At 68.7% G+C, this 13,150-nt stretch carries 8 protein-coding genes and 1 pseudogene; 1 reads left to right on the forward strand and 8 read right to left on the reverse strand.

Annotation, left to right across the window (positions count from 1 at the left end):
• Window positions 1-143: 143 nt before the first annotated feature.
• The 7 genes from AAG689_RS00745 to AAG689_RS00775 all read right to left on the reverse strand — a co-directional run bounded on the left by AAG689_RS00745 (window position 144) and on the right by AAG689_RS00775 (window position 9,504).
• Window positions 144-1,337, reverse strand: coding sequence for a ribonucleotide-diphosphate reductase subunit beta (locus AAG689_RS00745; protein ID WP_020230863.1), 1,194 nt, complete (start codon window positions 1,335-1,337; stop codon window positions 144-146).
• 142 nt (window positions 1,338-1,479) lie between these two features.
• Complete coding sequence (locus AAG689_RS00750; RefSeq protein ID WP_406624366.1) at window positions 1,480-4,389, reverse strand: ribonucleoside-diphosphate reductase subunit alpha; 2,910 nt, start codon at window positions 4,387-4,389, stop codon at window positions 1,480-1,482.
• 350 nt (window positions 4,390-4,739) lie between these two features.
• Window positions 4,740-5,330 (reverse strand): 1,6-anhydro-N-acetylmuramyl-L-alanine amidase AmpD, encoded by a 591-nt coding sequence (ampD, locus tag AAG689_RS00755; protein WP_406624367.1) that lies wholly within the window; start codon window positions 5,328-5,330, stop codon window positions 4,740-4,742.
• The gene (locus tag AAG689_RS00760; RefSeq protein ID WP_406624368.1) at window positions 5,314-6,786 is read right to left on the reverse strand and encodes a sigma-54-dependent transcriptional regulator; all 1,473 of its coding nucleotides are present in this window, start codon (window positions 6,784-6,786) and stop codon (window positions 5,314-5,316) included. The genes ampD and AAG689_RS00760 overlap by 17 nt, the downstream gene beginning before the upstream one ends.
• Window positions 6,786-8,462 (reverse strand): sensor histidine kinase, encoded by a 1,677-nt coding sequence (locus AAG689_RS00765; protein WP_406624369.1) that lies wholly within the window; start codon window positions 8,460-8,462, stop codon window positions 6,786-6,788. Before AAG689_RS00765 ends, AAG689_RS00760 begins: the two co-directional genes overlap by 1 nt.
• An 11-nt stretch (window positions 8,463-8,473) precedes the next feature.
• The gene (locus tag AAG689_RS00770) at window positions 8,474-8,710 is read right to left on the reverse strand and encodes a PP0621 family protein (protein WP_406624370.1); all 237 of its coding nucleotides are present in this window, start codon (window positions 8,708-8,710) and stop codon (window positions 8,474-8,476) included.
• On the reverse strand, window positions 8,707-9,504 hold the full coding sequence (locus AAG689_RS00775) for an inner membrane protein YpjD (RefSeq protein WP_020230857.1): 798 nt from the start codon (window positions 9,502-9,504) through the stop codon (window positions 8,707-8,709). Before AAG689_RS00775 ends, AAG689_RS00770 begins: the two co-directional genes overlap by 4 nt.
• A 92-nt stretch (window positions 9,505-9,596) precedes the next feature.
• Between AAG689_RS00775 and ffh the strand changes: the two genes are divergently transcribed.
• Complete coding sequence (ffh, locus tag AAG689_RS00780) at window positions 9,597-10,976, forward strand: signal recognition particle protein (protein WP_020230856.1); 1,380 nt, start codon at window positions 9,597-9,599, stop codon at window positions 10,974-10,976.
• Between the two features lie 117 nt (window positions 10,977-11,093).
• Here ffh and mdoH read toward each other — a convergent pair.
• Window positions 11,094-13,123 (reverse strand): annotated as a pseudogene (gene mdoH / locus AAG689_RS00785) (glucans biosynthesis glucosyltransferase MdoH).
• Between the last annotated feature and the right edge of the window lie 27 nt (window positions 13,124-13,150).

Raw genomic sequence — 13,150 nt, forward strand, 5'->3', positions numbered from 1 at the left:
CTGCATTGGGCAGGGAGCGATCCATGGCAACAAGGCGATGCCCGCCGCCACGAATGCGGAAAACGCCCCAGGACCCCGGCACTCTCGTGGGTGCGGTCTGCAAGGAGCGTGGTTGAAAAATCATGGCCTGGATGGAAGGAAGGTCAGTCCCAGGACAGAGCTCCGCCGGATTGGTACTCGATGACGCGCGTCTCGAAGAAGTTGCGTTCCTTCTTCAGGTCGATCATCTCGCTCATCCAGGGGAAGGGGTTCTCTTCGTTCGGGAACAGCGCCTCCAGGCCGATCTGCGTGGCACGGCGGTTGGCGATGTAGCGTAGGTAGCCCTTGAACATCGAGGCATTCATGCCGAGCACGCCGCGCGGCATGGTGTCTTCGGCATAGCGGTATTCCAGGTCGACCGCCTTGAGGAACAGGCCCTTGACCTCTTCCTTGAATTCGGGCGTCCACAGGTGGGGGTTCTCCAGCTTGAGCTGGTTGATCAGGTCGATGCCGAAATTGCAGTGCATCGACTCGTCGCGCAGGATGTACTGGTACTGCTCGGCAGCGCCCGTCATCTTGTTCTGGCGGCCCAGCGCCAGGATCTGCGTGAAGCCCACGTAGAAGAACAGACCCTCCATCAGGCAGGCGAAGACGATCAGGCTCTTGAGCAGCGTCTGGTCATTCTCCGGCGTGCCGGTATGGAAGGACGGGTCCATGATCGCTTCGATGAACGGGATCAGGAACTGGTCCTTCTCGCGGATCGAGGCGACCTCGTTGTAGGCGTTGAAGATCTCGCCTTCGTCGAGGCCCAGCGATTCGACGATGTACTGGTAGGCGTGCGTGTGGATGGCTTCCTCGAAGGCCTGGCGCAGCAGGAACTGGCGGCATTCGGGCGCCGTGATGTGGCGGTAGGTGCCCAGCACGATGTTGTTGGCGGCCAGCGAATCGGCGGTCACAAAGAAGCCGAGGTTGCGCTTGACGATGCGGCGCTCGTCTTCCGTCAGGCCATTGGGGTCCTTCCACAACGCGATGTCGCGCGTCATGTTCACCTCTTGCGGCATCCAGTGGTTGGCACAGGTGGCGAGATACTTTTCCCAGGCCCACTTGTATTTGAAGGGCACCAGCTGGTTGACGTCCGTCTGGCCGTTGATGATGCGCTTGTCGACCGCGGAGACGCGGCGGTGTTGCGGATTCGCGGGGGCGGGCGCGGCGGCGGCGCGCGGTGTGGAGGCCTCGACGGTTTGCAGCGCGGGCTGCTGGAAAGCCGTGGGCGGAAGCTCCACCGGGCGGTCGTTGGAGAGACTGCCTTTCGGATGTTCTTGCGATGAGGGCTTGACTTCGTCGTCCCAGGTGAGCATAGGTTTTCCAGTGGTCGGATTATGGAAGCAGTGCTTCAAAATGGAAAGCACCAAAGCGTTGCTGCGCCGTGATTTGTTGCTTCATCACACATGCGGTGCGTGGGCGTTCATCGCTGGCCGCATGTGTGTGTGCGGCGCGGGCCTACTGGCAGGCTTCGCAGGTCGGATCGTCGATGGCGCAGAACTTCACGTCCGTTGCGGGCAGCGCTGCGGCCTGTGCTTGCGCCGCTGTCGCTGCGGCTTCGAGTGCACCGGACTTGCCGGCGTCGGTGCCCGACGACACGGCATTGAGCTGGCGCGTGTTCACGGTGCTCATCTCGACGTGCGTGGCGCTCTGCGTGCGCAGGTAGTACGTGGTTTTCAGGCCCCGCACCCATGCGAGCTTGTAGGTCTCGTCGAGTTTCTTGCCCGAGGCGCCAGCCATGTAGATGTTCAGGCTCTGCGCCTGGTCGATCCACTTTTGCCGGCGTGCCGCGGCTTCGACCAGCCATGTGGGTGCGACCTCGAACGCAGTGGCGTACAGGGCCTTGACGTCCTGCGGCACGCGGTCGATGGGGTGCAGCGAGCCCTTAAAGTGCTTGAGGTCCATGACCATCACGTCGTCCCACAGGTCCAGGCGCTTGAGGTCGCGCACCAGGTACTGGTTGATGACGGTGAACTCGCCCGACAGGTTGGACTTGACGGACAGGTTGCCGAACGAGGGCTCGATGGAGGCGTCCACGCCGACGATGTTGGAGATGGTGGCGGTGGGGGCGATGGCCACGCAGTTGGAGTTGCGCATGCCGTCCTGGGCGATCTTGGCGCGCAGGGCATCCCAGTCCAGGCGCGTGGTGCGGTCCACTTCCACGTGGCCGCCGCGCTCCTGCTGCAGGAGCTGCAGCGAGTCCAGCGGCAGGATGCCGCGGGACCACAGGGAGCCCTGGTAGCTGGAATAGGTGCCGCGCTCCCGGGCGAGTTCGGTCGAGGCCCAGTAGGCGTAGTAGCAGATGGCTTCCATGGAGGCGTCGGCGAACTCCACGGCGGCTTCGCTCGCGTAGGGAATGCGCAGCTCGTACAGCGCGTCCTGGAAGCCCATCAGGCCCATGCCCACGGGGCGGTGGCGCATGTTGGAGTCGCGCGCCTTGTCCACGGCGTAGTAGTTGATGTCGATGACGTTGTCCAGCATGCGCATGGCCGTGGCCACGGTCTTGCGCAGCTTGTCGTGGTCGACGCTGCCGTCCTTGAGGTGGCGCGCGAGGTTCACCGAGCCCAGGTTGCACACCGCGGTCTCGGTGTCGCTGGTATTGAGCGTGATCTCGGTGCACAGGTTGGACGAGTGCACCACGCCCACGTGCTGCTGCGGAGAGCGGATGTTGCACGGGTCCTTGAACGTGATCCAGGGGTGGCCGGTCTCGAACAGCATCGAGAGCATCTTGCGCCACAGATCCACGGCCGGGATGCGCTTGAAGAGCCGCAGCTCGCCGCTGTCGGCCTTGGCTTCGTAGGCGAGGTAGGCGCGCTCGAAGGCCTGGCCGTACAGGTCGTGCAACTCGGGCACGTCCGATGGGGAGAACAGCGTCCAGTGGCTCTTTTCCATCACCCGCTTCATGAAGAGGTCGGGAATCCAGTTGGCCGTGTTCATGTCGTGCGTGCGGCGGCGGTCGTCGCCGGTGTTCTTGCGCAGTTCCAGGAACTCCTCGATGTCCAGGTGCCAGGACTCCAAGTAGGTGCAGACGGCGCCCTTGCGCTTGCCGCCCTGGTTCACGGCCACGGCCGTGTCGTTGACTACCTTGAGGAAGGGCACGACGCCTTGGGATTCGCCGTTCGTGCCCTTGATGCGGGCACCCAGGGCGCGCACGCGCGTCCAGTCGTTGCCCAGGCCGCCCGCGAACTTGGACAGCAGGGCGTTTTCCTTGATGGATTCGTAGATGCCGTCCAGGTTGTCGGGCACCGTGGTCAGGTAGCAGCTCGACAGTTGCGAGCGCAGGGTGCCGCTGTTGAACAGCGTGGGCGTGCTGCTCATGAAGTCGAAGGACGACAGCAGCTCGTAGAACTCGATGGCGCGCGCGTTGCGGTCGTCCTCCTGCAGTGCCAGGCCCATGGCCACGCGCATGAAGAAGGACTGGGGCAGCTCGATGCGCGTCTTGCGCACGTGCAGGAAGTAGCGGTCGTACAGCGTCTGCAGGCCCAGGTAGTCGAACTGCTGGTCGCGCTCGGCCTTCAGCGCGGCAGCGAGGCGGGGCAGGTCGAAATCGAGCAGGCGCGGGTCGAGCAGCTCGTGCTCCACGCCCTTGTGGATGAATTGGGGGAAGTGCGCCGCATAGGCCGGGCCCATCTCGGCGGGCACGACGTCCTTGGCCAGCACCTCGCGCACGATGGTGTGCAGCAGCAGGCGCGCGGTGGCATAGGTATAGCCCGGATCCTTCTCGATGAGAGTGCGCGCTGCGAGGATGGAGGCCTTGTACACCTCTTCCATGGGTACGCCGTCGTACAGGTTGCGCATGGTTTCCGCCACGATGGGCGTGGCCTGCACGTCGGCGCCCAGGTGGGCGCAGGCGGCTTCGATCAGGGACTGCAGCCGCAGCACGTCCAGCTCGACGCGCTGGCCGTTCTCCAGCACGTGCAGCGCTGCGGCCTGGGGCAGCAGTTGCTCCTGGCGCTGGGCGCGCTCCTGGGCGCGGCGCTCGCGGTAGAGCACGTAGGCGCGCGCGACCTCGTGGTGGCTGCCGCGCATGAGGCACAGCTCCACCTGGTCCTGCACGTCCTCGATGTGGAAGGTGCCGCCGTTCGGGCGCGAGCGCATGAGCGCACGCACCACGGTCTGGGTCAGCTCGTCCACCACGTCGCGCACGCTGGCGGAGGCCGCGCCCTGCGTGCCGTGCACCGCCAGGAAGGCCTTCATCATGGCCACGGCGATCTTCTGCGGCTCGAAAGGCACGACCGCGCCGTTGCGGCGGATGATCTGGTAGTGGGCGTACGGATGTTCCGGCGCGGCGCCCTGTTCTTCGCCCGGGGCGGAGGCGTGCGAGGGCCGTGCGGTGTCGGCGGCGGATGGATGAGGCGCAGCTTGCATGTATTCCTCTCTGGGTGTGGTCGGGAATGGCCAAGCGGGCTGGAACTGACCGCCGGGCACGAAGTGGCAGGCATCGCTGCACACTATATCTAGGGTGTCGGTAGGGTTCAAGACACTACCGGTAGTGTATCCGTGCCAAGTGCGCGCTGTGCCAAGATGCGTGACCGAATGTTGCTGGGCGGGTGCCTTCGCCGGCTTCCAGGCCCTTGGCGTGCTTGCGCTGAGCACGTGCGGGCCAGCAACGGCGCGCGTTTCCCGGCCTTTGTCCGCCGAAAGCGCTGCCATGCCAGCGCTTGTGCCGGGTCGCCAGAATGCGGCCTGCGTGTCGTCAAAACCCTTTTTCAAAAGGGTCAGTGGGTTCCAGGAGGCAGCAGGATGCCCGTGCCGGCGAATGCGCTTCGCAGAGCATGCCAGTCGAACCCCGCTCCCGGATCGTGCTTGCGGCCGGGGGCGATGTGCTCATGCCCGGCGAGATAGCGGATGGGGTAGCGCTGTGTGAGCGCTGTGCACAAAGTGCGCAGCGCGGCGTACTGCGCGGCTTCGAACCCGCAGCCCTCCAGACCTTCGAGCTCGATGCCGACGGAGTCGTCGTTGCAGGCGCCGCGGCCCCGGTAGTGCGAGGGCCCTGCATGCCAGGCGCGCTGGTCGCAGTCCACGTATTGCCAAAGGGCGCCCTGCCGGGTGACGAAGAAGTGGGACGACACCTGCAGTCCGCGGATCTGCCCGTAGTAGGGGTGCGCGTCCCAGTCGAGCTGGTTGGTGAACAGGTCGTGCACGCCGGTGCCGCCGTATTGGCCTGGCGGCAGGCTGATCGAGTGCACCACGATCAGGTCGATCTCGGCGCCTGCGGGCCGGGGGCCGAAGTTGGGCGATGCGGCGTGGCGCGCGGGGCGGTACCACCCGCCGCTCCACAGGGGCTGCCGCTCACTCCGTCTCGCCATGGCTGTCGCCGTCCTGGGGCACGGCGATATTCAGCCGGTCGATGCGGTAGCGGATCTGGCGCAGACTGATGCCCAGCCGCGCTGCGGTGGCCGTGCGGTTGAAGCCGGCCTCGCGCAGCGCACGCACCAGGATCTCGCGCTCCTGCTGGTCCAGCCAGGCCTGCAGGTCGTGGGGCAGCGGCATGTCGGCCGTCACGACGGAGCTGGCGGCGGGTCGTGCCTGCCCTGCCGGCAGGGGGCAGAAGGGCGGTGCCTCGCTGGCGCATTCGAGCTGCAGCTCGCCGCCGTCGCTCAGCGCGACGGCACGGTGCAGCAGGTTCTCCAGCTCGCGGACGTTGCCGGTGAGCGGGTGCTGGGCGATGCACTGGAGCGCGGCGTCGGTCAGCCGGGGCGGCGTGATGCCGGACTCGTGCGCGATGCGCGCCAGCAGGGCCTCGCACAGCGCGGGCAGGTCTTCGCGCCGCTCGCGCAGAGGGGGGATCAGCAGCTCGATCACGTTGAGCCGGTAGTACAGGTCCTGGCGGAACCGTCCGGCCTGCACGTCCGCCGCCAGGTCGCGGTGCGTGGCGCTGACGATGCGCACGTCCACCGATTCTTCCTGCGTGGAGCCCAGCGGGCGCACGCTGCGCTCCTGGATGGCGCGCAGTAGCTTGGACTGCATGGCCAGGGGCAGGTCGCCGATCTCGTCGAGGAACAGCGTGCCGCCCCGGGCTGCCTGGAAGTAGCCGTCACGGTCTTGCGTGGAGCCGGTGTACGAGCCCTTGCGCGCACCGAAGAATTCCGCCTCGAGCAGGTTTTCGGGAATCGCGCCGCAATTGACGGCGACGAGCGGCCCGTCCGCGCGCTGGCTGCTGGCGTGCAGGGCGCGCGCCACCAGCTCCTTGCCCGTGCCCGATTCGCCGTGGATGAGCACTGGCGCCATGCTGCGCGCCACCTTGGCGATGCGCTGCTTCACGTTGCGCATGGGCTCGGAGTCGCCGATGAGGCCTTGCAGCGCAGGGTCCTGCGTTTCTGTCCACGTGCTGGAGGCCGGGGGGTGGCCGGGCCGGGGCGCACGCGGCTGCAGCACGCCGCCCATGCCTTGCACCGCCGAGGCCACGACGGCGCGGAACTGCTTCAGGTCCACCGGCTTGGTCAGGTAGTCGAACGCGCCTGAGCGCAGCGCCTCCACGGCGTTCTCGGCCGAGCCGTAGGCGGTCATGACCACGCAGCGCTCGCGGCGCTGCTGGTCGCGCAGGTCGCGCAGCAGTTCCATGCCGAAGCCGTCGGGCAGGCGCATGTCGGTGATCACCGCATCGAAGCGCTGCACCTGCAGCTGCTGGCGCGCCTCGCTCACGCTGGCGGCGGTCTCCACGCGGTAGCCTTCGCGCAGCAGCGTCAGCTCGTACAGCGTGCGCAGGTCGGGCTCGTCGTCCACGACGAGGATGGAGGCATTGGCGGTGGCGGAGGCAGACATCAGACCACGATTGTGTCAAACAGCGAAGCGGTGGTGTCCGCGGGCCGGCTGGTGCCGCGGAACGTGACGGTGAAGGCGTTGCCCGGCACCGGGCCGCGCGCCAGGTGCCGGGTGATGCGCTGGTAGCCGATGGAGGCGCCGTGGCGCTGGCACAGCTCGCGGCAGATGTACAGGCCCAGGCCGCTGGAGCGGCTCTCCGACGAGAAGAAGGGCTCGAACAGGTGCCGCTCCACCGACTTGTCCAGCGGGGCGCCGTCGCTCCAGACCTGCAGGCCCGCCTTGCCGGCGGCGGTGGCGCGCGTGGTGATGTAGAGCGAATCGGGCTCGGGGCCCATGTAGCGCAGGGCGTTGTCCAGCAGGTTCACCAGCACGCGCCGCAGGTGCTCGGGGTCGAACTCGACCTGCGCGGCGCCCGCGTCCAGCACCAGCTGCGCCCGGCGCCGCGCGGGGTCGTGCGACTGCCAGTCCTGCCATGCCTGCAGCACCATGGCGTCCAGCGCCAGGGTGGTGGAGGCGCTGTGGCTGATCTGGTGCTGCACGCGGGCGATATCGAGCACATCCTCCGTGATGCGCACGAGGCGTTCGGCGTTCTGCCGCACCATGTGCGACAGGCGCTTGTGGCCGGGGTCGGTCAGTTCCTCGTCCAGCAGCTCGTTGGCCTGGGCGATGGCCGCCAACGGGTTGCGGATCTCGTGCGCGACCGCCGCCGACATGCGGCCCATGGCGGCGAGCTTTTCCGTGCGCAGCCGCGCTTCCATCTCGCGCAGGTCGTGCAGGAACATCACGCACAGCGGCTCACCGTCCTCCGCTGCGCCGGCGGTGAGCCAGGCGCGCACGCGCAGCCCCATGGGGCTCTGGCTCTCGTGGAGGATGCTCAGGTCGGCGGTCTGCGGCTGCGCCCGGACGAATGCATGGTGCGCCAGCTCCGCCAGCGGCTTCCAGGCGGGCGCGTCCGCCAGCACGAAGGGCACGCGGGCCTGCGCCTCGCTGCCCAGCAGCTGCAGCGCCGCAGGGTTGGCCAGGCGCACCAGCCCCGCGCGGTCCAGCACCAGCACGCCGTCGGCCACGTGCTGGATGACCAGGGCGCTCACCGCCGTCTGGGTGCGCGCGTCCATCTGGCTGCGGTGTGCCACCTGCTGCTCGCTCGTCAGCCGGGTGGCCAGCTGGTGCACGAGGTAGGCGACGATGAAGTAGCCGGTGCCGGTCAGGGCCGTCTGCAGGTAGCGCTGGGTGTTGTCCGCGCCGCTTTGCCCGCCCAGCCACCAGGCCCAGGCCAGCAGCAGCAGCGTGACCCCGGCGGTGGTGCCCAGCGCCAGGGTCAGCGTGCCCAGCACGCCCGCCATCAGGATGGGCAGGCCGAAGAGGGGCGTGAAGTTCATCGCGCCCGATTGCTGCAGCCACTGCAGGCTGCTGACCAGCAGGATGTCCACGCCGATGGAGGGCAGCCACTGGATGCCGGGCTGCGGGTTTGGCGGGGCGTGCCGCGCGAGGATGCGCAGCGCTGCAGTGGCCACGAGGTAGCCGAAGCTGGTGGCCAGCAGCGCGGGCTCGCCCTGCTGGTTGAGCGCCAGGCCCAGCAACTGCAGCGCCAGCAGGGCCAGCGCCACCATGACGCGTGCCGTCAGGAAACCGGTCCACAGGCGCAGGAAGGGGGTGTTGTCGGTGGCTGCAGGCATGGCGTGGCCGCTCACGCCGATGCACCCTGGTCGCGGTGGGCCGGGCAGCAGTAGCTGCGCGCGCCCTTGCGCAGCGCTTCGCTTTGCGGCACGTGCAGGCCGCAGTGCGCGCAGGTCACCATGTCCTGCGGCGCGGCGCGAGGGCCGGCGGCGGGCGGGCGGGGCGTTTTCTCGGGAGGCAGGCTGCGCTGGCTGCGCCAGATGGCGTAGACGACGGCCAGCACCGCGAAGAGGACGAGGTATTTCATGCGCCGCGTCCCAGGACGACCTCCAGCACGAAGCGCGAGCCCACGTAGGCCAGCAGCAGCAGCGCCGCGCCCGCGTAGAGCACGCGCACGGCGCTGCGCCCGCGCCAGCCGAAGCGCGAGCGCCCGAGCAGCAGCACGGCGAACGTGATCCAGGCCAGCAGCGAGAAGATGGCCTTGTGGTCCCAGCGCCAGGCGCGGCCGTAGAGCTGCTCGCCGAAGGCCCAGCCCGCGACCAGCGTGGCCGACAGCAGCACGAAGCCCGCCATGACGAAGCGGAAGGTGAGGCGCTCCAGCGTCAGCAGCGGAATGCCGCTCTGGGAGTCCGCGGCCAGGCGGATCTGCCGCTCGGCACGGCCCATGAGCCAGGCGTGGACCACGGCCGCCGCGAACAGCCCGTAGCAGGCGATGCCCAGCGTGAGGTGCAGCGGCAGCCAGGGCGAGGCCGTGCCGTGCAGCGGCAGGCCGGGGAAGGCGGCGGCCGCGAGCACCGCGATGCCGCCCAGCGCGGACAGGGCCCAGCGCGCGCGCATCTGCGGGAACAGCTGGCGCTCCACCGCATAGGTGGTGAGCACCAGCCAGGCCGTCATCGACAGCGCGGGGGCGAAGCCGAAGTGCGGCGTGCCGTCCAGCAGTAGCCCCCAGGCCAGCGCGGCGGCGTGCAGCACCCAGGCGGGCGCCATGGCCAGGCGGCCGGCGGCGCCGGCGCGCGGCGCCAGCGCCGCGGGAAGCACGTAGGCCACGGCGGTGGCCAGTGCCAGCAGCCAGCCGAGCGGAGATGCACTGGGTAAAATCATAGACTTCGCAGTTTAGCCGCCCACCATGCTGTTGACGGGGTGGCCGCCGGCACGGCGCTGCGCCCGTGCCGATGCATCTGGAGCACTTTTCCATGGCCTCCGCGCTCACCGACAAACTCACCCGTCTCGTCAAGGAGATGCGCGGCCAGGCCCGCATCACCGAATCCAACGTGCAGGACATGCTGCGCGAGGTGCGCATGGCGCTGCTCGAAGCCGACGTGGCCCTGCCCGTGGTGCGCGACTTCATCGCGCGCGTCAAGGAGAAAGCGCTGGGCCAGGAGGTGCTGGGCAGCCTGAAGCCCGGCCAGGCGCTGGTGGGCATCGTCAACAAGGAGCTCGCCGCCACCATGGGCGAGGGCGTGGCCGACATCAACCTCAACGCCCAGCCGCCCGCCGTCATCCTGATGGCTGGCCTGCAGGGCGCGGGCAAGACCACGACCACGGCCAAGCTGGCCAAGCACCTGCAGGAAAAGCGCAAGAAGAAGGTGCTCACCGTCTCGGGCGACGTGTACCGCCCGGCGGCCATCGAGCAGCTCAAGACCGTCACCAGGCAGGCCGGCGCCGAGTGGTTCCCCAGCACGCCCGACCAGAAGCCGCGCGACATCGCCACCGCCGCGCTGGACTACGCGAAGAAGCACTACTTCGACGTGCTGCTCGTCGACACCGCCGGCCGCCTGGCCATCGACGAGGTGCTGATGCGCGAGATCCAGGACCTGCACGCGGTGCTGAACCCGGTCGAGACGCTGTTCGTGGTCGATGCCATGCAGGGCCAGGACGCGATCAACACCGCCAAGGCCTTCAAGGAGGCGCTGCCGCTGACCGGCATCGTGCTCACCAAGCTGGACGGCGACTCGCGCGGCGGCGCGGCCCTGTCGGTGCGGCAGGTGACGGGCGCGCCCATCAAGTTCGCCGGCGTGTCCGAGAAGATCGACGGCCTGGAGGTGTTCGACGCCGAGCGCCACGCGGGCCGCATCCTGGGCATGGGCGACATCGTGGCGCTGGTCGAGCAGGTCACGGCCGGCGTGGACCTGGAAGCCGCGCAGAAGCTCGCCGCCAAGGTCAAGAGCGGCGACGGGTTCGACCTCAACGACTTCCTGGCCCAGCTCCAGCAGATGAAGCAGATGGGCGGGCTGTCCAGCCTCATGGACAAGCTGCCCTCGGAACTCACGGCCAAGGCTGGCCAGGTGGACATGGACAAGGCCGAGCGCGACATCCGCCGCAAGGAAGGCATCATCTGCAGCATGACCGCGCTCGAGCGCCGCAAGCCTGACCTCATCAAGGCTACGCGCAAGAAGCGCATCGCCGCCGGCGCGGGCGTGCAGGTGCAGGACGTCAACCGCCTGCTCAACGAGTTCAGTCAGATGCAGGGCATGATGAAGAAGATGAAGGGCGGCGGCCTGATGAAGATGATGAAGAAGCTCGGCGGCATGAAGGGCGGGCTGCCCGGCATGGGCGGCATGCCGCGGTTCTAGATACAGCTGCGGTAGCTCTCAAAAAGGAGCTGCTTGCGCTTGCTAATCCTGGTTTTCAGATAGAAAACTATCTGAAGCCGGCTTGTAGCAAGCGCAAGCAGCTCCTTTTTTGATGCTTCAGGCCGCCTTCAGTGCGGGCTGCGCGAACTGGTGGGCATGCAGCCGGGCCCGGCGCAGCACGTGCGGGGACCAGGCCTCTTCCGGGATCAGCAGCAGCCGGCGCGTGCGCGCGGCCTCGCCCAGGCGGATCTGGCTGGTCACCACCGCCAGCGGGATGGCCAGCGCCAGCGGCAGGCCCACGGGCAGCAGCCAGACCAGCGCGCTGCCGTCGATGAAGGCGATGCCGGCGGCCAGCAGGCCCACCACGGCGGTCATCGGCGCCAGCCGGGCGGCGGCCTCGCGCCAGGGCACGGCGGCCGCTTCGCGCGGAGGAGACTTCCATTCCAGCTTCAGGCCGGTGAGCGCCACCAGCACGAATAGCGAGTGCGCCAGCATGCGGATGGGCGCCTGCAGGATGGCCAGCATGCTCTCCAGCAGGGCGCTGCGCAGCAGGGCGAAGGTGCCGCCGTAGCGGCGCTGCTCGCCGCGCAGCAGCACGGCGGCCACGCCCAGCATGCGCGGCAGGAACAGCATGCACAGCGTCCATGCCCACAGGGCCAACAGCTCGCCGGGCAGAACGGACCAGCTCGCCACCAGCGGCGCGCCCGACAGCCACAGGGCCGTGCCGAAGGTGATGAAGGCCAGCCACAACGGCGCCGACAGGTAGGACATGGCGCCCGTGGCGAACATGGCGCGGTGCACGGGGTGCATGCCGGGCTCGGCCATCAGGCGGGCGTTCTGCAGGTTGCCCTGGCACCAGCGGCGGTCGCGCTGCAGTTCGGCCAGCAGGTCGGGCGGCTGCTGCTCGTAGCTGCCCACGAGGTCGGCGGCCAGCCACACGTGGTAGCCCGCGCGGCGCATGAGCGCGGCCTCGACGAAGTCGTGCGACAGGATGCCGCCGGCCAGGCCCCCTTGCCCTGAATGGGCGCGAGCGCGCAGTGCGCCATGAACGGCTCCACGCGGATGATGGCGTTGTGGCCGAAGTAGTGCGACTCGCCCAGCTGCCAGAACTGCATGCCCAGCGTGAACAGGCGCCCGGTGACGCGCGAGGCGAACTGCTGCGCGCGTGCATGCAGCGTGACGTGGCCCACGGCCTGCGTGGCGGTCTGGATGATGCCGGCGCGCGGGTGGGCTTCCATGAGCTGGGCGAGGGTGACGATGCACTCGCCGCTCATCACGCTGTCGGCGTCGAGCACCACCATGTAGCGGTAGTCCTTGCCCCAGCGGCGGCAGAAGTCGGCCACGTTGCCGGCCTTGCGGTGCGTGCGGCGCGCGCGCAGGCGGTAATAGACCTCGACCTGGGGCTGGGCCGGGTGGGCGGCCAGGACCGAACGCAGTTCCTCCCAGGCGGCGCGCTCGGCGGCGGCGACCTGCGGGTCGGAGGTGTCGGACAGCACGAACACGTCGAACGTGGTTCCATGCCCTGTCGCCGCCACCGATTCGCAGGTGGCGCGCAGCCCGGCAAAGACGGTGGCTACGTCCTCGTTGCAGATCGGCATGACGATGGCGGTGCGCGCATCGGGGCTCAGGCCGTGGCCGGCCACGCTGCGCGCCGACAGCGCGTGCGGGTCGCCGCGCAGCATCACCCAGGCGCCCATGACGGCGGTGGTGAAGCCGCTCACCACCCAGGCGGACAGCAGCGCGAACAGCGCCAGCTGGCCGTATTCGAGCCAGGCGCTGTCGTAGGCGGGCTGCACCTGCGCGAACAGGGAGGTGGCCGCCGCGCTGCACAGCAGCGTGAAGGCCAAAAACACCTGCCGGCGCCGCTGCGCGGCGTCCTGCCAGGGCGCGCGCGGGGCGGTGTCGCTGGCAGTGGCCTTGCGGCCGGTCAGGCGTATGAGCATCGCGGTGCCGATGCTGTTCCAGAACCCCCGCCACGGCTGCGGTGCCATGGAACCGCGGTGCACGGGCGGCGCGGTGACGGCGTTGGGGTGGCGCTCTTCGCGCAGCAGGCTCCGCTGCGAGACCACGGGCCGCGGATAGCTGGCGCCACGGCGCGCCACGGCGGCAGGGCGGTAGGGCTGGGAGGAGGTGGCGGTCTTGTGCATGCTGGCGATAGGGCAAACCCTGTGCCA

Source organism: Acidovorax sp. SDU_ACID1, from assembly GCF_045291395.1.
Classification (GTDB): domain Bacteria; phylum Pseudomonadota; class Gammaproteobacteria; order Burkholderiales; family Burkholderiaceae_C; genus MR-S7.